Below are 22,703 nucleotides of genomic sequence, written 5' to 3' on the forward strand. Positions count from 1 at the left end.
CTTATTGTTTTTAAAATAATCTGAAAATGCATCTCTTATTTTTGCCAAATATTATATAATATTGGATAAAAGGGGGAGAAGGAATGGAAGAAATAGTACTTCATGCAGTTCAAGATATATATCCGGATGATTTCGCCTGGTGTTATGGATGTGGCCGCTTAAATGAGGGGGGGCATCACTTCCGGACAGGCTGGCAAGGGGAGCAAACAGTTACTATTTATACACCGAAAGAAGAACATACAGCCATTCCGGGTTTTGTATATGGCGGCTTGATTGCCTCTTTAGTTGATTGCCATGGGACAGGCTCAGCGTCATTAGCCCTTCATCGTAAAAATGGGCATGAGGTCGGAGACGGCGTCGAACCGCCGCGATTTGTCACAGGTTCTTTAAAGGTTGATTTTCTTAAACCAACTCCACAAGGTGTCCCTTTAAAAGTGGTCGGGACGGTGACAGAAATCCATCCGAAAAAGTGGCGAGTGGATGTAGAGGTTTTGGCAAATGATACGCCTTGTGCCCGCGGAGAGGTAATCGCCGTCGTCATGCCAAGCACATTTGCGAAAAAAGAATAGCAGACAAAATAAGAGAAGCGGGAGATAGATATTCCTGCTTCTTTCGTTTGTCTAGCTCCAGCGCCTACCCCCGACGTACAGGACGTACTAGTGTCGACAATGCGACAGGACGTCGCGTTTTTGTCGACCTCGAGGTCACAAGCCAATCGGCCCAGAAAGGTAAAGTACACCTTTCCGGGCCGATCGTCTTGTGCTTGTCGGGGGTGAACACAAAGGAAAGCTTCTATGATTAATCATCGCAGGAACAATTGTCCTTTAATTGTTCCGAAGGCGCTTACGCTTTTCTATTTTAGGTGCAATCATAAATCTCTTTATCTCTTTGTAAAATGGGGAAAGGGGATAAATTTTAAAAAAATTGCGGTGAAAAGGAGTTTGCTTATGTTAACGACCATTTTGTTTATTTTCATTGTTTTATTAGCGTCCGTTTTGCAGGCGAGCACGGGGTTTGGCTTTTCTCTGATGGCTACTCCCTTTCTGTTTTTAATATTTGAACCCCGGGAGGCCGTCCAGATTAACTTAATATTATCCCTTGCGATTTCTTGTACATTAGTTCCGAAATTGAAAAACGAAATCGACTTTGCCGTTTTAAAGAGAATTACCATCGGCAGTGTGGCTGGGCTACCTATAGGACTTCTCGTTTATTTAGTATTAAATTTGAATATATTGAAGGTTGTTATAAGCATCATTATTCTTTTATCAACCGTATTGCTTATGCTCAAACTTCGTATTAAACAGACAAAAGTTAGAGATTTCATCGTAGGTGGAATTTCCGGAGCTTTTACGGTGAGTATGGGAATTGCCGGGCCGCCATTATTGCTTTATTTTGCCGGAACCGATACAGAAAAAGAAAAGCTGCGGAGCACTGCACTTGCCTTTTATTTGTTTATTTACTCCATCAGTTTAATATCCCATGTCACTTTTGCCGGCACAGCGAAAGTAATATGGTTCTCTAGTGCTTATGCAATTCCCCTTATCATAATTGGGCTTATATTAGGGCAATTCCTATACAAGAGGATGAATGAAAGGCTTTTTATGATTCTTATTTATATTATTTTGCTGATTACCGGGTCGCAATTGTTATACAACTCTCTTGGTTAAAAAATAATAGGGGGGTCCTGCGGCATGAAGGAATGGTGGAAGGAAGCGATTGTGTATCAAATTTATCCGCGGAGCTTTCAAGACTCCAATGGGGATGGGATTGGAGACATTCAAGGGATCATTCAAAGGTTGGATTACATTCAGAGCTTAGGGGTAGATACCATTTGGATTTGTCCGATGTTTAAATCCCCGAATGATGATAATGGCTATGATATTGCGGATTATAAAGAGATCATGGATGATTTTGGCACAATGGACGACTTTGATCAGCTGCTTGACGAGGTTCATAACCGGGGAATGAAGCTGATCATTGATCTTGTGCTCAATCATACGAGTGATGAGCATCCTTGGTTCATTGAATCCCGTTCTTCGAAGGATCACCCGAAAAGAGATTGGTATATTTGGCGTGATGGAAAAGACGGCCGTGAACCGAATAACTGGGAAAGTATTTTTGGCGGTTCGGCTTGGGAGTACGACGAGAAGACAAAGCAATATTATCTTCATATTTTTTCAGTAAAGCAGCCTGATTTAAATTGGGAAAATAAAGCGGTTCGCGATGCCCTTTACGAAATAGTCAATTGGTGGATCGATAAGGGGATTGATGGCTTTCGGATTGATGCCATTAGCCATATTAAAAAGCGGGCTGGCCTTCCCGATCTTCCTAACCGGAAGAAGTTGAAATATGTCCCTTCCTTTCCTATGCATCTGAATCAAGAAGGAATTCATGACTTTTTAGAGGAGTTCAAAAACGAGACCTATGGACGCACAAATGTCATGACGGTCGGGGAGGCAAACGGAGCATCGGTCGAGGATGCAAACCTGTGGGTAGGGTCTAAGCACGGGAAGATGAATATGATCTTTCAGTTTGAACATCTCGGCCTTTGGGACCCTGTTGAAAATAAACGAGAATTGGATATTGTTGAATTAAAAAAGGTGATGACAAAATGGCAAAAGGGTTTGGAAAACGATGGCTGGAATGCATTATTCCTCGAAAATCATGATAAACCGCGTATTGTGTCAACTTGGGGAAATGATGGGCTATATTGGCGGGAAAGTGCCACTGCCTTTGGAGCGATGTATTTCTTCATGAAAGGGACACCATTTATTTATCAAGGACAAGAAATCGGTATGACAAATGTTCCATTTACTTCAATTGAGGATTTTAATGATGTGGCAACGAAAAATCTTTATAAGAAAAATCAAAGTGAAGGCATAGATCATGAGGATATAATGGAACTCATCAGGGCTTCTTCACGGGACAATTGCCGTACACCAATGCAATGGTCAGCCAAGGCTAACGCGGGATTTACAACAGGCCAGCCGTGGTTAAAGGTCAATCCAAATTTCAAAAACATTCATATTGAGGCGCAGTTGCAGGATGATGGATCTGTCCTTTCTTTTTATCGAAAAATGATTCAGTTGCGGAAAAGGCATCAAGTGTTTATCAATGGAAAATATGATTTATTGAAGAAAAAAGACAAGCAAATTTACGCTTATACACGCACATTTAAAGGTGAGAAAGCAATCGTTATAACGAATTTATCTGTACGGGATGCCTATTTTAGGATGGGGAAATTACGTGTGAGCTCGGAACAGCTCCTTCTGCATAATTACACAGTTCAACCTCACGAGCCAACATCATCACTAGCTTTAAAGCCTTATGAGGCACGTGTCTATCTGATTTAAACACTTTTTCACCTCCAAGTAAAAGTGGTAAAATAAAGGAAACATTTTGACAAGGAGTACTGAACATGGCTCAAGGGAAAACAAATGCAATGCGCATTCTCGATTCGAAAAAAGTACGATATGAATTGATCACTTATGAAAATCAAGATGGAAAAATTGACGGCGTCTCTGTCGCCGAAAAGATCCAAAAAGATCTGCAGGAAGTGTATAAAACTCTAGTTGCTCATGGAAACAGCAAGCAAATATATGTATTTATCATTCCAGTGGAGGCAGAGCTAGATTTAAAGAGGGCGGCAAAGGCAGCCGGCGAAAAGAAGATAGAAATGATTGCGGTCAAAGATATTCAAAAGCTGTCGGGCTATATCCGCGGCGGCTGCTCACCCATCGGCATGAAAAAGCAGTATCCAAGCTTTATTGATAAACAGGCTTTGGAGCTTGAAACTATCATAGTCAGCGGCGGGAAAATTGGGATTCAGGTCGAGCTGGCCGTCGAGGATCTGACCAATGTTATTCAAGCTGAGCTAGCAGATATTTGTAAGGATTAAAATGGTTGATAGGAATAGGGATTCTGCCACGGACTTTGAGTTCCGTGGTTTTTTTTGGGCAGGAAAGTGCCAAAGAGGAGAAAGCTGTCCGAAAGGAAACCTCGACTACTGAATCTCTACTTTTTAACGGCCTGTCCGTGGAAAGCGAAAACAATTCCCTAAGTAGGCTTTCACCCATTCCCCTCATTTAGCATATGGTAAAGATGAAGATAAATTAGGCAAGTGAACGGGAAAGGACGTGTAATTGTGGCTGGAAAAATTTTAAATTACTTTGGTGGCGGAAATACAGCACGTGGTTTTTACAGCTTGTTCGAGTCAAACCTACAAGGGCTTGAACGGTTATTCATCTTAAAAGGCGGTCCTGGAACGGGAAAGTCTTCACTCATGAAAGCGATTGGAGCGGAATGGGCGGAAAAGGGATATGATATTGAGTATATTCATTGCTCGTCAGACAACAACTCGATTGATGGAGTGATCATTCCTGCGCTAAAAGTAGGAATTGTCGACGGGACAGCTCCACATGTAATTGAACCGAAAACGCCTGGTGCCATTGAAGAATATGTAAATCTTGGTGAGGCATGGAACCGAGAAGCGTTGACAGAACAGAAGGATGACATTACGCGAATTAATCAGCAGGTGAGTCTTTCTTTTGAAACAGCTTATAGCCGTTTAGCAGAAGCGCTTAAAATACATGATAAATGGGAAAAAGTTTATATTGAAAATATGGACTTTACGAAAGCCGATCAGCTCAAAAGACAATTACTAAAGAAATTCTTCGGAAATATGCATTTGAATAAATCCTCTGATATTAAGCATCGCTTCCTTGGAGCGGCCACTCCGCTAGGCGCCGTTGATTTTGTTCAAAACTTAACAGAAGGACTGTCAAAGCGTTACTTTCTAAAAGGCCGTGCAGGGACGGGGAAATCGACGTTGCTGAGAGCATTAGCGGCGGAGGCGGAGGAACGCGGGATTGATATTGAAATTTACCATTGCGGATTCGACCCTCATAGCCTTGATATGCTAATTTTCCGTGAGCTCGGTCTTGCCATTTTTGATAGCACAAGTCCGCACGAATATTTTCCAGACCGGGCGGGAGATGAAATTATTGATACGTACGAAATCACGGTCACTCCAGGCACGGATGAGATTTTTGCCGAACAAATATCAGAAATTAGCGGGCAATATAAAGCTAAAATGAAGGAAGCCATTACCTATTTAGCCCGGGCGAAGGCGCAGCGGGAGGCATTAGAGAAAATTTATATAGAGGCCATGGATTTTACGAAAGTTGATCAAATGCGAAAGAATATCCGCGCGGAAATTCTACAACTGACTGAAAAGGCATAATGGCGATTGGCTATGTAACAAACAAAACAATTGATACTGCTAAACACCCAACATAGGCGATTTGCATACATTAAAGGGAGCTTAAATGAGGAGGAGTTAAATAAATGGATATTAGAAATTACCCTTATTCATTGCCCTTACATGTAAATCAGCCTGCTTTTGATGAAAGAGCATTTCCTGGTGGAGGATTTGGCCCTCCAGGATTTCCGCCAGGAGGACCGCCACCTTCGCCTCCACCAGGAGGGTTTCAACCGGGATATCCGTCGGGAGGGCAGCTAGGAGGACCGCCATCTTCGCCTCCACCTGCCTTTATTCCGCAAATGCTTCAGTCCTTTACCCCTTATGCAGTTGAACTGGCTTCGATAAGAAGATGCTTGTACCGCTTTACTCATGTTTGGCTGGACAGTGGCCGTAGCTTCTGGTTCTATCCAGTATCTATAGGAAGGAACTTTGTTGCTGGCTGGCGCTGGAGCAGAAGACAAAACCGCTGGGTATACTGGGGCACAGACATCCGCAGAATCTACCACTTACGATGCTTCTAGGTGTCTGCTTCTAGGTGTCAGACACCGACCGTGGACAGTGTGATAAATTTATTTTTTTGGGGTGGACACTTTAAAAATAGGAATACTATTAGGAAACAAAAAAGGCGAACTATCAATTGTTCGTCTTTTGCTTTTCTTAGGCTACAATTAATTTCTGAAAAATGTTAAAATTATACAAAGGAGTGATGAAAGATGATGTGGTTCCTGATCATCCTTTGTGTATCATTGCTTGGCATTGGCGTTTTAATTGATTGGTGGAATAAGAAAAATGGCAAAGGCTTCGACCAAGAGGAAAATCAGAAGCATGTGTCAGAATCGGAAAGAGCTTATGTTGAATCGTATATGCATAATGCGAAAAATGACCATTCGGACGGACCATTTTAACATTATTAAGAAGGGTATGACTGCTATTGCTTTTGAGCGCGGTGATGCCCTTTTTTCATATGGTTAGAAGATGCTAGAATATATGAAAATGAATAAGGAGCGATAAAATGATCCAATTATTAATTGATCTTTTTGAACAGAATCGGGATGAAGAAAAAGCTGTCCCAATGGAAAATTACATGAAAAACCACTTCCGTTTTCTTGGCATCAAATCACCGGAAAGAAAAGCTTTAATGAAGCAATTTTTTCAGGAAAGCGGTGTGCTAAAACAGGAATTTCAGCCAGACTTTGTGACAGCTCTTTGGGATAAGGAGGAAAGGGAATACCAGTATGCAGCAATGGATTATTTGGAGCGGTTTCTGAAAAAGCTGGACAGGCAGTACCTTCCTTTAATCGAGCAGCTGATTCAAACAAGGCCGTGGTGGGATACGGTAGATTTGCTTGCATCGAAAGCGGTGGGGGCGATCGCTGCCAAGAACCCAGAAGTCATTGCGGAATCTATCGAAGGCTGGGCTTATGGCGATCATCTCTGGCTCCGCAGAACAGCTATACTTTTTCAGCTTAAATATAAAGAGAAAACAGATGAGGACCTCCTCTACCGCTATATTCGGCAAAATAAAGAAGATAAAGAGTTTTTTATCCAAAAAGCGATTGGCTGGGCGTTAAGAGAATACTCGAAAACCAACCCTGACTCTGTCAAGAGCTTCATTGAATCGACTTCCTTGCCGAGCTTGAGTGTGAGGGAGGGGAGTAAATATATTTCTTGATAGGTTAATTGGCTGACAAACCGATTGAACTTGCTGACAAATGCCTTAAATTGGCCGACAAATTTATTTACGCGAGGTTTAAAGCTTGTAATGAACTGGCGAAAATAGGGTTAATAGTAGATTCGGAAGGAGAAGCGGAATGGCCCGTTTATTAGCTTTTATTTTTCTTGCAGTTATAGTTGCTGCAGGGTGCTCAAATGAAGAAAAAAGGGAAGTAGAGGATAAGGAAGCAAGTGTCCAATTGTCAGAGCTTCAGGTTCTCGCTGATGAACTGCATATTCCTTGGTCCATTTCACAGATTGGTGAAATCTTCTACTTAACGGAAAGACCGGGATCCATCGTAAAAATAGAAGATGGGAAAAGGGAACGACAAAAGGTCATGTTGGAAAAAGAACTGGCAACGGCCGCGGAGGCGGGGCTTTTAGGATTTGTCCTTACGCCTGACTTTTTACAAACGAATGAAGCCTTTGCCTACTACACTTATAAGGATTCGTCGGGCCAATTTAACCGAATTGTCGTGCTTCAGCTTGAGAATAGTGTATGGAAAGAGAAGCGTCTGCTTGTCGATAAAATTCCGAGCGGCCAATATCATCACGGAGGCAGGATGAAAATCGGACCAGACGGCAAACTCTATGCCACAACAGGGGATGCCGCAACGAATCCCGAAATCGCACAGGATCTTCAATCATTAGGCGGGAAAATTTTACGAATGAATGTAGACGGTTCAATTCCTGATGACAATCCAGTCCCTAACTCCTATGTCTATAGCTTTGGCCACCGGAATCCGCAAGGTCTTGCCTGGACTTCTGAAGGAACGCTCTATGAAAGCGAGCACGGACCATCAGCCAATGATGAAATCAACCTAATACAGGCGGGAAAAAATTACGGTTGGCCGGTTATTAAAGGGATAGAGAAAAAAGCAGCTATAGAATCACCGCTATTTACGTCTGGAGCTAACAACACTTGGGCGCCTTCAGGAATGGCTTACGCTAACGGCAAACTTTACGTGGCCGCCTTAAGAGGAAACGCAATAATTGAATTTAACCCGCAAACGAAAGAGCAAAGGGAAATCATAACAGGGCTTGGCCGCATAAGAGATGTATTTATTGAGGGCAACAGCCTCTATTTCATTAGCAACAACACAGACGGGCGGGGAAATCCGCTTGAGAAGGATGATAAGCTATATCGTGTTGAATTATCTGCACAGTAGGAGGAAAAAGCTTGGGGAATTCGGCAAAATGTCCGTCATAAGAGTCATGACGGACATTTCACCTAAAGCCATTCGTAATTACTGCATCTTCTGATTATAATACTTCACCGAATACAAGGCCCCTTCACTAACCATCGCATTGTCTTCAATATCTTGAGGATGCGGGTTTCCCGCCTTTTCTACTGGAAGTATATTACTTTTATCTAAAGGAGAAGGTATGATTTTCCGCTTCCAATCTCTTAATAAATTTTCTGCTTTTAATCTATTCGGTTTAGAAGATAACCATACCGCGGCGGAAGCTCCAATCCCTGCTATCATGACTGATCCCATTCCAATACTTAAGGCACGTTTCATAGTAAAGCCTCCTTTTTAATGATTGGGATTTATAACGCTTGCTTTCACCTCCTGTTCTATTTTCCATATTTATACCCTTTTAATAGGGAGAGAAACATAATTTTTAAAAATAAATAGGATGCAATCTATTAAATATTTCAGAGAGATTACAATTCAATTAAACGGAGAAAAAAGGTTTAAATCTAAAGATGCGGTGGTACAAAACTAGTAAGGTTGCCGCGAGTAACCGAAAAGCTAGATTTGCTTGACAGACAAAAAAGGAGGAAATAGGAATGAACACAAGACTAATTGTTAGAGAATGTGATAATGCAGTCCAAGTCCTCAATGAAGTGAAGGCGTTTGAATCAAGCGGTGTACAGTCAGATGATATGTATGTGCTAGCCCACGAAAAAGGTCGTACAAATGAAATCGCGAGCCAGTTAGGAGTCAATACCATTGGGCTGAAGGAAGAAGGAATCGGGACCGCGCTCAAAAGTTTTTTTGAAAGCACTGGTAATACCCTTCGTAATAAAATGCAAGAAATGGGGCTTTCGAAAGAGGAAGCAGATGTATATGAAATGAAACTAGACCGCGGAAAAATATTATTATTCGTTGAAAACCATGGCACAATTGGGAGCACGCCATAAGCGGGATCTTTAGTAGAACTAGCAGTCAATGAATAATTAAAAATAAGAGAATTGCTCCCGCTGCTGTCTTGAATTCATGACAGCAGCGGGGCAATTCTTTTTTGTTAAGAAGTTAAAATAGCGGGTTAATATTCACGCGTGTTTTCTGTCCATCCCCACATGGAAAAACTGTCCACTTTGCCCACGAGAGGTGTCTGACACCTAATCCGTGATACCCAAGCCACGCATGAGAAATTGAATGGTGGCTTCGATTTCGTCTTCGTCGTTCCAATCGGCATTAGGGAATAGAATATATCGTCCGATTAGATAGCCCATAATCGTTGTGAGGGTTAAACGGATGACTTGCTGTGGCGGAATATCAATAATTTGGCCTTTTTCTTGATAATGTTCCGTTACTTTCACATAGCGATCAAATACCTTTTTAATAATATGTTCGAAAAATTGATCCTTCAGCTCGGGATGAAAAGGAATTTCCTGAATTAAGATCTTCAAAAGAGGCAAATTTTTTTTCGCAAAGACGACACGATTTTCAATCATGGCTCTCAGAAAGTCTTCAAAATTCTCATATTTTGTATCAAGCACTTTATATAAATCCTTAATGACAAAAGGGGCAAGCAACTTAGCCATAGTAGGGGCAACAATGCCTAACAGCAAATCTTTTTTTGTCTTATAGTGCCGGAAAATTGTCCCTTCCGCTACGCCCGCTTTCTTCGCAATTTCACTTGTTGATGTAGCGGCATAGCCCTTTTCCGAAAAGGAATCAATCGCAGCGATAATAATCTTTTTCTGTTTATCTGTTAACTCGTCTTCATTATCGAAAAGTTGAGTAATCAATGAATCTTGCTCAGTTATGGTGAACAGCTCCTTTTTTCGACATCTTCCTTACATTATAAATGAAAGATTATAGCTTTCTATACTTTCTTAATGCTGCCACATTAAGAATCATGAACAGAAGGGAAAAGCCCGCCAAGATGAGCAAGTCTTTGTAAATCATATCCCAGCCAAATCCTCTAATCATAACATTTCGTAACGCTTCATTCGCATAATATAGAGGAGTCAATGGTCCAATCCAGCTTAGCCACTTAGAGATCGTGTCCGCATTAAATAGGCCAGAAAAGAAAAGCTGCGGAACAATAACGAGCGGGATAAATTGAATCATTTGCAGCTCATTATTGGCAAAAGACGATAATAAAGTTCCTAACGTCAGCGCTGAAAAAGAGACGAGTAAAGTAATCAGCAGAACATAGCCGAATGCGCCCTCCATCATCATATCTAATACATAAATGGTGTACCAGGCGATAATGGCGGCCTGGATCATCGTAAAAATGCCAAAGCCAATTACATAGCCAGTGACAATTTCCCATTTCCTAAGCGGACTGGATAATAATCTTTCCAATGTTCCCGTCGTTCTTTCCCGTAAAAAGGAAACGCCAGCAATGAGGAAAACAAAGAAGAAAACGAAATAGCCTAATAGGATAGGGCCTAAATAATCAAACTGACCCATTTCACTCGAGCCGTATAAATAATCCACCTTTATGTCCTTCTGCGGACTGTTTTGCTGTAAAGGCTTCAGCGCATCCTGCAGCCATTTTAGCACAGAGCCGTTCATGCCTGGATCGCTGCCCTCAAGAAAAACGGAAGGTTCCTGATTTTCGAAAAGCAAATATCCATCTATCACTCGGTCTTTTAAATCCTTTTCAGCTTCACTAGTAGAGTTATATTGTTTAATTTCGGCATTATCTAAATTTAATTGATTTTGGATTTGATCAGGGAGATTGACTAAACCAATTTTTGGCTGATAATCTCCTCCGTTAAAAACGAAATAAAGCATCGACAATACAAGAATTGGCGCAAAAATTAACAGAGCCATCGTTCGTTTATCCCGGACAATTTGGCGGAGAATGCGAATGACTAAAGCTGTAATCCTCATTGGGCAGCACCTCCAAATACTAAAAATGCATCTTCAATGCTTGCAGAATTTGTTTTTTCCTTCAATTCGTCAGGGGTGCCTATCGCAATAAGCTGTCCTTCCCGAATCATGCCGAGCCGGTCGCATTTCTCGGCTTCATCCATCACGTGGGTTGTAACGATAATGGTTGTGCCGTTTTCTTTCAGCTTATAAAATGCTTCCCAAATACTTTTCCTTAATACAGGATCAATGCCTACTGTCGGCTCGTCGAGAATGAGCAACTTTGGCTGATGCAACAGCGAAATGGCGAGCGAGAGTCGCCGTTTCATGCCGCCAGAGTAGGCTGAAACAAGCTTATTGAGATGATCGGATAAAGAAACAGTTTCCATCACCTCAACGATCCGCGTCTTTCGTTTCGCTCCTTTTAATCCGTAAAGGGCGGCAAAAAATTCAAGATTCTCTTTTGCGGAAAGCTCTTCGTATAAAGCATCTGACTGAGCCATATAACCGATTTTCTCAACGAGCTTAAGGCTAGGCATTTTCTCTTGAAAAATATAATTCTCTCCCTTAGTCGGAAGATCCAGCCCGACAAGCTGCTTGACTAGTGTCGTTTTCCCAGCACCGGAAGGGCCAAGGAGGCCAAAAATTTCACCGGAAGCTATTTCTAAGCTGATGTTTTGCAGAACTTGATGTTTTCCAAAAGCCTTACATACATTTTGAATAGAAACAATCGTTTCTCCCACGGAAAATCACCTCTTTTTTATTAGGAGTGAGTAATCACTCATTAACAGTTTAACGGACAATAAAACCATTTGTAAAGTGAGTAATCACTCACTATTTATATATATGCTTCAATTTTATTTTTTTGAATAAAATTATGTCATTTAGCAAACGGTTCTGAACCAGAGATCTGGCGCTTTGTGTGCGATAAGTCACATACCCAGTCATGTTGCTTCGATAGAATGAAAAGTAAGTGACTTGGAGGAGGTGTATTGGTATGACTCATTCAGCACATCAGTCCGATATCGAGTATTTTCTTGGGAAAATTGAGATCTTTAAAAATCTCCCGAAACAGTCTGTCCAGCTGCTAGATAAAAGAATTAGCAGAAAAGCGTTTAAAAAAGGGGACCAGATTATCTCTGAATTTGATAAAGCAGAGGGAGTTTTCTTCGTTCATTCAGGGATCGTAAAATTAACGAAGGAGGATAATCAAGGGAATGAAATGATTACTTGCATAAAGAAAAAGGGAGAAATTTTTGCAGAGGCATGCCTTTTTAATGCGGAGGGGACTTGCTATCCGGCAACGGCCACAATGATCCAGGATGGCCAATTGTATTTTTTAAAAACGAAGGACTTGGAGCAGGAATTTCTCGTCTCTCCAGAAATGGCCGTCCAAATGATCCGCTATATGAGCGAACAGCTTCGTGATTTTACGACTATTTTAAGAGACATCGCGCTGCTTGACGTGTATATGAAAACGATTCGAACTTTAGAGCGTCTCGCTTTAAAGTTTGGCGCGAATCATTGCAATCGCATGCATATCGAGCTTCCTATTACTGTCCAGGAATTCTCAACTCTTGTAGGAACGACAAGAGAAAGCGTCAGCCGCGTATTCTCTAAGCTTAAAAAAGATGGCATTATTGAAGTAAGAGGAAAAACCATTATCATTTCAGATTGGTGCAGATTTTGCTCCCTTTTCCATCATAAATTATAGAGGTACCAGAGGAGAGCGTTGTTTAAATGCAATGCTCTTTTTTATATTAATTAGAGAAGAACTACTGCTTCATTGCCTGAAAGAACCTTATTTTTTCTTTTTCGGTAAATGGCCGTCATTCCCATTGCCCGAGGGCGCCACCTATTCTCACTTTCGGTAAAAGCACAGCCCTTCCATTGCCCAAGGGCGCTGCCTTTTCTCCTATTCGGTAAAAGGACAGCCCTTCCATTGCCCGAGAGCCCCACCTATTCTCATTTTCGGTAAAAGGACAGCCCTTCCATTGCCCGAGAGCCCCGCCTTTTCTCCTATTCGGTAAAAGGACAGCCCTTCCATTGCCCGAGAGCCCCACCTTTTCTTATTTTCGGTAAAAGGACAGCCCTCCCAATGCCCGAGGGCGCCACCTATTCTCACTTTCGGTAAAAGCACAGACCTTCCATTGCCTAAGGGCGCTGCTTTTTCTCCTTTTCGGTAAATGCCAAGTATCCGCGCTAGCCATTAAAACCTTGAATAGTAATAAAACAAGGCAATCACGCCGTTTTCTCATGTATAATATAAGCAAAAATCATAGTACAGAGGTGCAAAGGATGGCAGAGTTCCGTTCAAGTGTAATTATTAATAAACCGATTGCTGAGGTATTTCAATACATAACGAGCATGGAGAATACTCCTGAAATTATGCCCAATGTCGTGAAAATGGAAAAGCTGACAGAGGGGCCGATCGGCAAAGGGACAAAATTTAAGGAAACGCGGTCTGTAAGGGGAAAGAAGGTCAATGCAGAAATTGAAATGGTCGGATTTAAACAGGACCACTCCTTTACAACGAGGAGTAACTCAAACGGATTAATTGTCGAGTATGCTTATGCTTTCCACGAAATTGAGGAAGGCACACAAGTGGAGCTGGACGCATTTGTGAAAACGAGCGGCCTAATCATGAAAATGACAAAGCGTTTTATTGTCAACATGATCAAGAAAGAAGATGGATTTCAGTTGGAATATTTAAAGGACATGCTTGAAGAGAGTAAAAGTGAAGATCAATAGCGGGAGAAAAAAGGGAATCCAGCAAGTGGATCGGGATTTTCAAATACTAGTGAATAGTACTAAAAAGGCAATCGGTCCTTTAAAACCGACTGCCTCAACCATCCCTTTAAAACTTGTATGTCCAAAAACGCTCGTTATGAAATCTCGCGACAACTTCCGGATCTTGATTTTCTAAGTTTATCGCGATCTGGCTGCTGACAATCTGGGTTTGGGATACATGGGCTTTAATCGTTGCAAGCTTTCGATCGGCAAAAGCGGAAATGTTATTGACAACATCTGCTGGACCGAGGTCCTCCTCACAATTATGTGAAAAGGCGACACAATGCACTTTAGGACGGTTTTCAGCAGGCATGTCTCTCACTGCCCGGATGACCGCCGCACCGCTTGCATCATGGTCGGGATGCACCGCATAGCCAGGATAGAAGGTAATGATTAAGGAAGGATTCACGTCTTTAATGATGGAGCTAATATGCGCTGCCACCACTTCCTCATTCTCAAATTCCAACGTTTTATCCCGGTAGCCAAGCATTCTTAAATCCTTGATTCCTAGAATATTTGCCGCATCCTGCAATTCTTTTTTTCGAATATCCGGCAATGATTCCCTAGTGGCAAAAGGGGGATTTCCCATATTGCGTCCCATTTCTCCCAATGTCAAGCAGGCATAGGTTACCGGTGTGCCGCTATCGGTATAGGAGGCAATCGTTCCAGATACACCAAACGCCTCATCATCCGGATGGGGGAAAACAACTAGAACATGTCTTTCTTTTTCCATATCATCTTTTCTCCTTTCTATAAAAAGTTGTTAAAACGGTGTTTCGCCTATTTGCAGCGCTACAGCAAGCTTGCCATCGAAATCATGCCCTGCTAAAAGAAGCCGCCCTTTTTCGTCGACTTCAAAATGGGTAATTCCCTCGGCATACACCCAGCCAAAGCTCAGTTTTAATCCCACTCGATATGGACCATTCCCAATAACTTTTCCGTGCTCATATTGCAGATGAGCATTCCGAATATAAGCCCCAGAAGAGAAAAATGATTTATCAAAATGGGAAGCATAGGCCCCATTTGTCGTTTCTAAGTGGATATACACATCTTTTTTAGCAAAACGGTCTATTTCTTTTTGAACTTGTTCAAATATTACTTCTTCCATGATGGGCCTCCTTTCCAAACTATATTAAATATGCTTAGTTTTAGTGAATGTTTGTTAGATCAAGATAAAACAGCTACTAAGATGATCTCATAGCAATCGTTAGGACCTAACTCCGCATGAAACGGTCGTCATGCTGTAAAAATCCCCAACCCACATAAATCTTAGCTTAACAATTTGTTTAACAATTACCCAATTATTTTACTAAAAAAAGATCCCAAAAGCGAAATTAACGCTTAAAGAAAACTCGCTGATTGGCAAGCCTTGGAAAGGCGAAGACAGAAGCGTTAGTTGCACTTATACTTAATTCCTAAAATTGGCGGCTACGTCGAATCTACTTCCCCGCTGACAATTTATACATTTTAATGTGCAAAAAAACAGAGCCCTTTAAAGGCCCTGTTCAATCATATTAGTTCGTTTCTGGTCGACCAGCGCCAAATAGGCGGTATGCGCCATGCATGGTTGGTCCCACATATTGGTTCAATTTAAATCCATGATTGATCGCTGCAGTGATGAAATCCTTAGCTGTTTCAACAGCTTCATTTACTGTTTTGCCTTTAGCTAGCTCTGCTGTAATCGCAGATGCAAATGTGCAGCCGGCGCCATGTGTGTAAGTCGTTTGGATAAGCTCGGATTCTAATAGCTTAAATTCCTTTCCATCATAAAAAAGATCGACGGCTTTCTCATGGTTTAGCTTGCTGCCACCTTTGATTACTACATTTTTAGCGCCAAGTTCGTGAATTCTTGCCGCAGCTTCTTTCATATCATCGATTGTTTTGATTGGTCCCGTTTTTGCAAGCTGTCCCGCTTCAAAAAGGTTCGGTGTAACAACGGTTGCACGAGGAACTAAAATATTTCTTAGCGCATCTGCTGTTTCAGGGTGAAGTACTTCATCTTCTCCTTTACATACTAGCACAGGGTCAATGACTGCTATTTCTAATTTATTTTCGTCGATTGTTTGCGCAGCGAGCTCGATGATTTCTACAGAACCAAGCATGCCCGTTTTCATCGCATCGATTCCCGTTGATAGAATCGTTTCTATTTGCGTGCGTAGTGTATCAAGTGCAATTGGGAACACGTTATGGTTCCAGTTATTTTTCGGATCCATCGTTACAATCGTAGTTAAAGCGGTCATTCCATATACACCAAGCTCCTGGAATGTTTTAAGATCAGCTTGGATTCCGGCACCTCCGCTCGTATCTGAGCCAGCAATTGTCATAACCTTTTTCATTGTCATTGCACTTTCCTCCCAATATCAGGTTCAATTTATGAATAATTAATCTATTTTTTAATTATAGCAATAATTATTATTTGCCGGAACTTTAATGTTCCATACTTTTATTTCCAGAATTTTTCCTCTATTATTGATTTAGGTGATGGAAAATGAGAAGAATTTTATATATTGAAGATGATGTGGAGATTGGTAGCTGGACAAAGGGAGATTTAGAGCAAAGGGGATTTAAAGTGCAATGGTTACAATCGGGTGAAGGAGCGGAAAATATTGTTTCCAATTTTGATCTTGTCATATTGGATGTAATGCTTCCAGGCCTTGACGGTTTTACGATTGGCCAAAGGTTGAAGAGGGAGGCGCCGCATATCCCCATATTAATGCTTTCTGCCCGGACGGCTGTTGAAGATAAGCTCCATGGCCTGCAATTTGCAGATGATTATTTAACGAAACCCTTCCATCCAGATGAATTGGCGGCAAGAATTGACGTATTGATGAGAAGATCAGGTCTCTCCCTCTCGAATGAGGTGAACTTAGGGCATTTGACCGTTAACTTTTTAGAAAATAGAATATTGGATCGCCGTTCGGGAGCGGAAATTATTTTGACAGGCAAGCAATATCAAATTTTCATGCATTTTTTGCGGCATCCAAACCAGATTTTAACGAAGGAGCAAATCTATGAAGCGGTTTGGGGAGAACCGTATATCGAAGGTGATAAAACCTTAATGGTTCACATCCGCTATCTCCGCGAAAAAGTCGAGAAAAACCCCGGGTCTCCTGAAATTATTGAAACCATTAGGGGAATTGGCTATCGGGTGAAGCAATGAAATTAAAAAACTCTTTATTAAATCAATATTTATTAATTATTTTACTAGCCATCATGATTTTGCCAGGTTCTTTTTTTCTTGTGACCATTACATTTTATACACATTTCGCAACGGTAGAAGAGCCGAATAAATATCAAAATGGCACGGACTTAGAAAAAATGTGGCATAAAGAAGCAAGAAGTTTGTCGGGTGCTTCAGAGGCACAAATAAATGAAAAGCTCCAGCAAATTCGAAAAGAGTATGATAAAGCAGCTATATTTTGGGTTGATGAAGCAGGAGAGACAAAGTTAACAATCCCTGAGAATTTATCGGTTTCAGCCAGATGGTCCCCGACTGAAACAATCGATTTTATGAAAAAGAATCGGGGAGAAACAGTGGACCCTTATACAGTTGTGGCCTTAATTGGTGAACATAAAAATGAGGGCTTTATGGTTATGCAAATTCCTCGTTCTGCTATGCTGCCAACAGGGCAGCGTATTCAAGATAAGTATAGTTATTTGATTGTTTTAGCCGTTGTGGCGGTTCTAACGATTTTTATTTTCATCTCCTGGATCTTCTTTTACAAAATTAGAAAGCGTCTGTTAAAGCTTCGGCAGGCGATGTCCAGCCCGACTGAAAACGGGCTTCCAGATCCGATTAGTGTGGAGAAAAAAGATGAAATTGGCCAGCTTGAATTATCGTTCAATGAAATGGTTCATCAGCTTGAAGAAGGGCGGCAGCGTGAGTTGGAAGAGGAAACGCTTAGAAGACAGCTGATTGCCAATTTATCTCATGACCTAAGAACACCGTTAACCACAATAAGAGGCCATGCCTACAGTTTGAAAAAAGAGCCATTGAGCGAACAGGGGAAGAAGTCGCTTGATTTAATTGATAATAAAATTGGCTATTTAGCCCAATTAATTGAAAATCTATTATCCTATACATTGCTGACATCCGGAAAATACCCGTACCATCCAAAGGAGGTAGATATCGTCCGGCTCGTCAAAACCTCATTTGCTGCCTGGTACCCAGTTTTTGAAGATATCGATTTTGAGATGAACATGGAGCTCCCAGAGAAAACCTTCTATTGGGAAATCGATTCGCAATGGCTGGAACGAGTATTGGATAATATTTATCAAAACATTTACCGCCATGCGAGGGGTGGAAAGTATATCGGTGTGAGGGTAGACATCGGGCAGGAGCAAATCATCATTGCAGACCGTGGACCAGGAATGAGCGGCGAATCCGCCGGAAAAGGCGCAGGCATAGGGCTGACCATTGTGTCCCTCATGTTGAAGGATATGAATCTACGTTGGGATGTGGAGACTGGTGAAGCGGGAACGATCATTCGAATAAAGAGGAAAAACGGAGGAGCTGACTTGTTTTAGTCAGCTTTTTCTAAACAAATCCTATTTATAAGTAAAAAGAATGCATAATATTGGAGTTGATACACAAAATTTAAACCAATTTTAAACTTCGCCACACCTTCGTTTTAACCAAGGCTGGTTAAGATAGAGTTTGAGGTGATGGAGATGAGTGTTTTAATTATCGAAACCAATCAATTAACAAAGAAATTTAAAAAGCGCTATGCAGTGGAAGCAGTTAATTTACAAATTAAACAAGGAGAAATTTATGGCTTTCTAGGGCCAAATGGAGCGGGGAAAACTACGACGATCCGGATGCTCCTTGGGTTAGCGAAGCCGACATACGGCTCTATTCGAATTTTTGGCAAGGACATGAAAAAGGAAAAGCTCTCGGTGCTAAAAAAGGTAGGCTCATTAGTCGAATATCCTTCTTATTACGGTCATTTAACAGCGTACGAGAACTTGGAAGCCATTCGTATTTTACTAGATGCTCCAAAATCAAGAATAGAAGAGGTCCTGCGCATTGTCCGCCTTTCTAAAGAAGCAAAACGACCGGTTAAAGGGTTTTCGCTTGGAATGAAGCAAAGGCTCGGAATTGCGGCTGCTTTACTAGGAAATCCGGAATTGCTTATTTTAGATGAACCGACAAACGGACTAGACCCTTCCGGCATATTGGAAATAAGAGAATTAATCAAGAGTATGCCAAAGGAGCATGGGATGACTATTCTAGTTTCTAGCCATTTGCTCTCTGAAATCGATCAAATGGCCACTCAAGTAGGGATCATTTCAAAAGGCAAAATGATTTTCCAAAATTCCATTGAAACGTTAAGACAAAGATCACAAAGCAAAATTTTACTAAAAGTAAATGAAACTGAACAGGCATGGCGGCTGCTGTTGTCAAAAGGCATCCAAGCTGAGGTGGAAAATAATCGATTATTTTTGCCGTTTTCATCTGACGAACAGGTTTCTGCCGTTATTGATGAGCTCGTCTATAATCACATTTCGGTGTTTCGGGTGCAAGAAGAGAAAAAATCATTAGAGGAAATCTTCCTGGAGCTTACCGGCGGGGAGGCGAGCTTGTAATGGTAAAGAACCTCATGTCTGACTTCATTAAAATGAAGCGAAAAATGATTTGGTTTCTTATTTTTCTCGGACCCTTTGGCGTTGTGGCGCTTGAAGCGGTCAACTATGGCCTCCGATATGATTATTTAACGAAGATTTATGAGGCTGACCTGTGGGGAGGGCTTATTGGGCAAGCTAGCTTTTTAGCTATCCCCGCTCTTATGCTTGGGTTGACCATTATTTCGTCGATGATTGCGGGCATTGAGCATCAGACAAACGCATGGAAGCAGCTCTTAGCATTGCCGATTTCAAGATTGCGGGCGTTTACAGGGAAATTTATGATTACTGCGATTCTATTATTTCTTTCAAGTACATTGCTTTTTGTTGGGATCATCATTTTAGGAATTGGTTTAAAGTTTGGCACAGATATGCCCATTCTCAGCCTGCTAAAAATGGCCTATTTCACATATTTCGCAGCCATGCCCTTTATGGCCTTTCAGCTTTGGCTGTCGGTTACGATAAAGAATCAAGCGATTCCTTTAACGATAGGGATTTTAAGCACAATTGTTACACTGGGTTACTTCGATTTTCCTGATTGGTTTCCATGGAATTGGCTTTACTTAAATGAAAGCTGGAATTCACCGCTTTACTCTGCGCTGGCTGGGCTTGGTCTCGGGCTCATTATTTATTTGCTGGGGACGATTGATTTTGGAAGAAAGGATGTGCAATAAATGGGAAAAGTGCTGCGGTCGGAATTTTTAAAGCTGCGGAAATCATCGATTTGGCTGCTCATTTTTATTAGCCCCATTCTCGCCTCATTAACCGGACTAGGTGAAATCTCAAGGGATTCCCTTGCTTATCAATGGGAAATGACTTTAAGTATCATGGTTTTTCTGCATGCATTGCTTTTTTTGCCCTTACTAACAGGTGTTTTCTCTGCATTCGTCTGCCGCTATGAGCATACAGGAGGAGGGTGGAAGCAGCTGCTGGCTATGCCAGTTTCAAGAGGCAATGTATTTATTACGAAATTCATTTTAGTGGTGGGCTTGCTTGCACTAACTCAAATTTTATTCACTGCAGGGCTCCTAATTATTGGACAGCTTCAAGGGTTTGAAGCTGCTATTCCATGGAAGATGATTGCAACAAGTGTCATTGGAGGGTGGATTGCCTGCCTGCCGCTCGCTGCCCTGCAGCTGTTTGTCTCAATTGCTTGGTCCAGCTTTGCCACGCCATTAGCCATCAATGTCATCTTTACCCTGCCAAATATTTTAGTCGTCAATTCAGAGAAATTCGGTCCTTATTATCCGTGGGGTCAGCCCTTCCTGCTAATGATGCCTGGGGCAGGAGATAGCTTCGGAGCGCTGAATGTTCCATTGGGAACCCTGATGATAGTTATACTTGGCGGGCTTGTGCTATTTTTTGTATCAGGCTTTATTTATTTTCAGAGAAAGGAAGTTTAGTATTCTAGGTCTCTCTATTAGGGGACAAAAGTAAAACCTAATTAAATTAAGGGAAAAAGCATCAGTTTTAGAACCGATGCTTTTCGGCCCCTATACGTAGTAGAGATGGATACTTGCCAAAAAACTAGCTCAGCTTCCTCCAACATAGCAGAATAAAATTAAGCCTTATAAGACGGCAAAGAGTATACTTAAATGAAGATATGAGAAAACGGATAGACAAGCAATGATGTATCGACAGCAATTTTAATAATAGGCAGGTGTTTAATCATGCAAGCAACCGGAATTATTATAGCTGGCGGCAAGTCAAGTAGGATGGGGACGAATAAGGCACTGCTTAAAATTGGCGGAAAGACGGTTGTTGAAAAAATTGTTTCTGAGCTAAAGGGGACAGTCTCGGAAATTATTATTGTCACGAACTCATATGAAGATTATCGATTTTTAGGGCTTCCGATGGTCTGTGATCAGTGGCAGGATATGGGGCCGCTCGCTGGCATTCATGCTGGGCTGAACGCCTCAAGTACGGAAAAAAACCTTGTTGTAGCTTGTGACATGCCGTTTATATCAGCCCAATTAGGCGGGGTTTTGCTTGACTTCCTTGATGAAAATCAGGCTGCTGTCCCCATTATTACTGGTCAGCTTCACCCTTTGTTTGCCACTTACCGGAAAGATGCTCTAGATGAAGTTACTCAATCCTTGCAAAAGCAAGAGCTCCGCATTAGGCAGTTTTTAAACAATATTAAGACGAAATTTGTGACAGAGAACGATCTTCAAGACCTAAAATTTATTTTTCATGAGAAGCATCTTTTTAATATGAATCATCCAGAGGAATTTGAAAAGGCGAAAAAGATAGATGCTGATTTTTAAAAAAAGTGCCTGCCACTCCCGATTTAATCGAATATCGGGGAGTGCACAGGCACTTTTTTACGCCGCTTTCAACCTTCTTTCCTTTTTAGGAGAGTAACTAATCCCCACAAACACGAGCAGGATTCCGAGCAGCTGGTACATATCAGGACGGTAGCTCAAAATGGATACGTCAAGTAAGATGGCGACGACTGGATCAACAAAGACTAAAATAGCAATGGTTTGTGCCTTTAATTCACGCAAACTATCGAAAAACAAGTAATAGACAAAGCCAGTATGAATAAATCCTGTCATAAGAATATAGAACCAGTTTTCCCAGGTTAGTTGAGTAAAGTACGACCAATCCACAAGTGGCATCAGTAATAAAACACCGAGACTCGTTTGAATAACGGTTGTTAACAAAGGGTTGAGCAATTGAATGCCCTTTCCTGTGATCGAAGTAAGAGCGTAGAAGAGGGCAGCCGCAAACGCCCATAAAACACCCGTTGATAAAAATCCAGCCATACTTGTGTGTTGGTGAATGCCTCCAACTAATAATGTTCCTGAAAGACAAACAAAGAAAAAGACCAATCCCATTCCCGATATTTTTTCTTTAAAGAGGAAAGAGCCTAAAAGGAGCACAATTACTGGCGCTAAATGATAAATCGATACGGCAACAGTAATCGACATCACTTCTAAAGAACGAAAGAAAAAGACCCAATTGATGATTAGGAATAATCCGCATAGTAAGGCAAGTAAATACTCCCGTCGAGGAATAGGATCCCTCTTTTGCTTTGTTGTTAGTGTACTAAATCCCCATATGGTCCCTAAAAGAATACTTGCACTAAGACATCGTATAAAAACTAATTCTATCGAGTGCAAACCTGTTTTTTCCGAAAATAAACCGATTGAACCGAATATGGCCATGGAGATAGCAAACTTTAGTTTTGCATACATCTAATCCCTCTCCTATGAAGTTATTATTATAATAAGTATCATTTTTGTGATAAAAAA

The 22,703-nt window shown here is 41.4% G+C and carries 26 protein-coding genes; 18 read left to right on the forward strand and 8 right to left on the reverse strand.

Annotated features, from left to right (window positions below; genetic code table 11):
- The first annotated feature begins 83 nt into the window (after positions 1–83).
- From F7731_RS16385 to F7731_RS16425, 9 genes are all read left to right on the forward strand, one after another.
- Positions 84–569: a PaaI family thioesterase gene (locus F7731_RS16385; protein ID WP_151535880.1), complete on the forward strand. Its 486-nt coding sequence runs from the start codon at positions 84–86 to the stop codon at positions 567–569.
- Between the two features lie 378 nt (positions 570–947).
- The gene (locus tag F7731_RS16390; RefSeq protein ID WP_151535881.1) at positions 948–1,667 is read left to right on the forward strand and encodes a sulfite exporter TauE/SafE family protein; all 720 of its coding nucleotides are present in this window, start codon (positions 948–950) and stop codon (positions 1,665–1,667) included.
- A 24-nt stretch (positions 1,668–1,691) separates the two neighbouring features.
- Positions 1,692–3,353 carry an alpha-glucosidase gene (locus F7731_RS16395; RefSeq protein ID WP_151535882.1) on the forward strand — a complete coding sequence of 554 codons (1,662 nt, stop codon included), beginning with the start codon at positions 1,692–1,694 and terminating at the stop codon, positions 3,351–3,353.
- Between the two features lie 65 nt (positions 3,354–3,418).
- Positions 3,419–3,898 (forward strand): Cys-tRNA(Pro) deacylase, encoded by a 480-nt coding sequence (gene ybaK, locus F7731_RS16400; protein WP_151535883.1) that lies wholly within the window; start codon positions 3,419–3,421, stop codon positions 3,896–3,898.
- A gap of 246 nt (positions 3,899–4,144) precedes the next feature.
- Positions 4,145–5,242 (forward strand): PRK06851 family protein, encoded by a 1,098-nt coding sequence (locus tag F7731_RS16405; protein ID WP_151535884.1) that lies wholly within the window; start codon positions 4,145–4,147, stop codon positions 5,240–5,242.
- A gap of 104 nt (positions 5,243–5,346) precedes the next feature.
- On the forward strand, positions 5,347–5,784 hold the full coding sequence (locus tag F7731_RS16410) for a hypothetical protein (RefSeq protein ID WP_246197240.1): 438 nt from the start codon (positions 5,347–5,349) through the stop codon (positions 5,782–5,784).
- Between the two features lie 192 nt (positions 5,785–5,976).
- Entirely contained in the window at positions 5,977–6,168 is a 192-nt protein-coding gene (locus F7731_RS16415; protein ID WP_151535885.1) for a hypothetical protein, read from the forward strand.
- 107 nt (positions 6,169–6,275) lie between these two features.
- Positions 6,276–6,935, forward strand: a complete 660-nt coding sequence (locus tag F7731_RS16420) for a DNA alkylation repair protein (RefSeq protein ID WP_151535886.1) — start codon at positions 6,276–6,278, stop codon at positions 6,933–6,935.
- A gap of 139 nt (positions 6,936–7,074) precedes the next feature.
- The gene (locus tag F7731_RS16425; protein ID WP_151535887.1) at positions 7,075–8,145 is read left to right on the forward strand and encodes a PQQ-dependent sugar dehydrogenase; all 1,071 of its coding nucleotides are present in this window, start codon (positions 7,075–7,077) and stop codon (positions 8,143–8,145) included.
- Between the two features lie 78 nt (positions 8,146–8,223).
- Here the strand turns inward: F7731_RS16425 and F7731_RS16430 are convergent, their stop codons facing one another.
- A complete protein-coding gene (locus tag F7731_RS16430) occupies positions 8,224–8,499 on the reverse strand; it encodes a hypothetical protein (RefSeq protein ID WP_151535888.1) in 276 nt (91 codons plus the stop codon).
- A 272-nt stretch (positions 8,500–8,771) separates the two neighbouring features.
- Between F7731_RS16430 and F7731_RS16435 the strand changes: the two genes are divergently transcribed.
- Positions 8,772–9,125 carry a YflT domain-containing protein gene (locus F7731_RS16435; RefSeq protein WP_151535889.1) on the forward strand — a complete coding sequence of 118 codons (354 nt, stop codon included), beginning with the start codon at positions 8,772–8,774 and terminating at the stop codon, positions 9,123–9,125.
- 201 nt (positions 9,126–9,326) lie between these two features.
- Here F7731_RS16435 and F7731_RS16440 read toward each other — a convergent pair whose 3' ends face one another.
- From F7731_RS16440 to F7731_RS16450, 3 genes are read right to left on the reverse strand one after another with little or no spacing between them, the layout of a single operon-like run.
- Positions 9,327–9,977 carry a TetR/AcrR family transcriptional regulator gene (locus tag F7731_RS16440; RefSeq protein WP_151535890.1) on the reverse strand — a complete coding sequence of 217 codons (651 nt, stop codon included), beginning with the start codon at positions 9,975–9,977 and terminating at the stop codon, positions 9,327–9,329.
- Positions 9,978–10,026: 49 nt separating this feature from the next.
- Complete coding sequence (locus F7731_RS16445) at positions 10,027–11,055, reverse strand: ABC transporter permease (RefSeq protein WP_151535891.1); 1,029 nt, start codon at positions 11,053–11,055, stop codon at positions 10,027–10,029.
- Entirely contained in the window at positions 11,052–11,777 is a 726-nt protein-coding gene (locus F7731_RS16450; protein ID WP_151535892.1) for an ABC transporter ATP-binding protein, read from the reverse strand. Before F7731_RS16450 ends, F7731_RS16445 begins: the two co-directional genes overlap by 4 nt.
- 254 nt (positions 11,778–12,031) lie before the next feature.
- Between F7731_RS16450 and F7731_RS16455 the strand changes: the two genes are divergently transcribed.
- Entirely contained in the window at positions 12,032–12,748 is a 717-nt protein-coding gene (locus F7731_RS16455; RefSeq protein WP_151535893.1) for a Crp/Fnr family transcriptional regulator, read from the forward strand.
- Between the two features lie 584 nt (positions 12,749–13,332).
- On the forward strand, positions 13,333–13,785 hold the full coding sequence (locus F7731_RS16460) for an SRPBCC family protein (protein WP_151535894.1): 453 nt from the start codon (positions 13,333–13,335) through the stop codon (positions 13,783–13,785).
- A gap of 106 nt (positions 13,786–13,891) precedes the next feature.
- On the opposite strand, the gene bshB2 is transcribed toward F7731_RS16460, so the two are convergent.
- From bshB2 to pdxK, 3 genes are all read right to left on the reverse strand, one after another.
- On the reverse strand, positions 13,892–14,557 hold the full coding sequence (bshB2, locus tag F7731_RS16465) for a bacillithiol biosynthesis deacetylase BshB2 (protein ID WP_151535895.1): 666 nt from the start codon (positions 14,555–14,557) through the stop codon (positions 13,892–13,894).
- Between the two features lie 30 nt (positions 14,558–14,587).
- Positions 14,588–14,932 (reverse strand): YojF family protein, encoded by a 345-nt coding sequence (locus F7731_RS16470; protein ID WP_151535896.1) that lies wholly within the window; start codon positions 14,930–14,932, stop codon positions 14,588–14,590.
- Positions 14,933–15,338: 406 nt separating this feature from the next.
- A complete protein-coding gene (gene pdxK, locus F7731_RS16475; RefSeq protein WP_151535897.1) occupies positions 15,339–16,166 on the reverse strand; it encodes a pyridoxine/pyridoxal/pyridoxamine kinase in 828 nt (275 codons plus the stop codon).
- Positions 16,167–16,312: 146 nt separating this feature from the next.
- Here pdxK and F7731_RS16480 point away from each other — a divergent pair, with 146 nt between their 5' ends.
- The 6 genes from F7731_RS16480 (at position 16,313) to mobA (ending at position 21,713) form a co-directional block, all read left to right on the forward strand.
- Entirely contained in the window at positions 16,313–16,984 is a 672-nt protein-coding gene (locus F7731_RS16480; RefSeq protein ID WP_151535898.1) for a response regulator transcription factor, read from the forward strand.
- Positions 16,981–18,351, forward strand: a complete 1,371-nt coding sequence (locus F7731_RS16485; RefSeq protein WP_151535899.1) for a HAMP domain-containing sensor histidine kinase — start codon at positions 16,981–16,983, stop codon at positions 18,349–18,351. Before F7731_RS16480 ends, F7731_RS16485 begins: the two co-directional genes overlap by 4 nt.
- A 144-nt stretch (positions 18,352–18,495) precedes the next feature.
- The gene (locus F7731_RS16490) at positions 18,496–19,410 is read left to right on the forward strand and encodes an ABC transporter ATP-binding protein (RefSeq protein WP_151535900.1); all 915 of its coding nucleotides are present in this window, start codon (positions 18,496–18,498) and stop codon (positions 19,408–19,410) included.
- Positions 19,410–20,120, forward strand: coding sequence for an ABC transporter permease (locus F7731_RS16495; RefSeq protein WP_151535901.1), 711 nt, complete (start codon positions 19,410–19,412; stop codon positions 20,118–20,120). Before F7731_RS16490 ends, F7731_RS16495 begins: the two co-directional genes overlap by 1 nt.
- Positions 20,121–20,849 carry an ABC transporter permease gene (locus F7731_RS16500; protein WP_151535902.1) on the forward strand — a complete coding sequence of 243 codons (729 nt, stop codon included), beginning with the start codon at positions 20,121–20,123 and terminating at the stop codon, positions 20,847–20,849.
- Between the two features lie 267 nt (positions 20,850–21,116).
- Entirely contained in the window at positions 21,117–21,713 is a 597-nt protein-coding gene (gene mobA / locus F7731_RS16505; protein ID WP_151535903.1) for a molybdenum cofactor guanylyltransferase, read from the forward strand.
- A 57-nt stretch (positions 21,714–21,770) separates the two neighbouring features.
- Here mobA and F7731_RS16510 read toward each other — a convergent pair whose 3' ends face one another.
- On the reverse strand, positions 21,771–22,646 hold the full coding sequence (locus F7731_RS16510; RefSeq protein WP_151535904.1) for a DMT family transporter: 876 nt from the start codon (positions 22,644–22,646) through the stop codon (positions 21,771–21,773).
- Positions 22,647–22,703: the final 57 nt, after the last annotated feature.

The sequence above is a fragment of the Cytobacillus depressus genome, assembly GCF_008923245.1.
GTDB lineage: Bacteria > Bacillota > Bacilli > Bacillales > Cytobacillaceae > Cytobacillus > Cytobacillus depressus.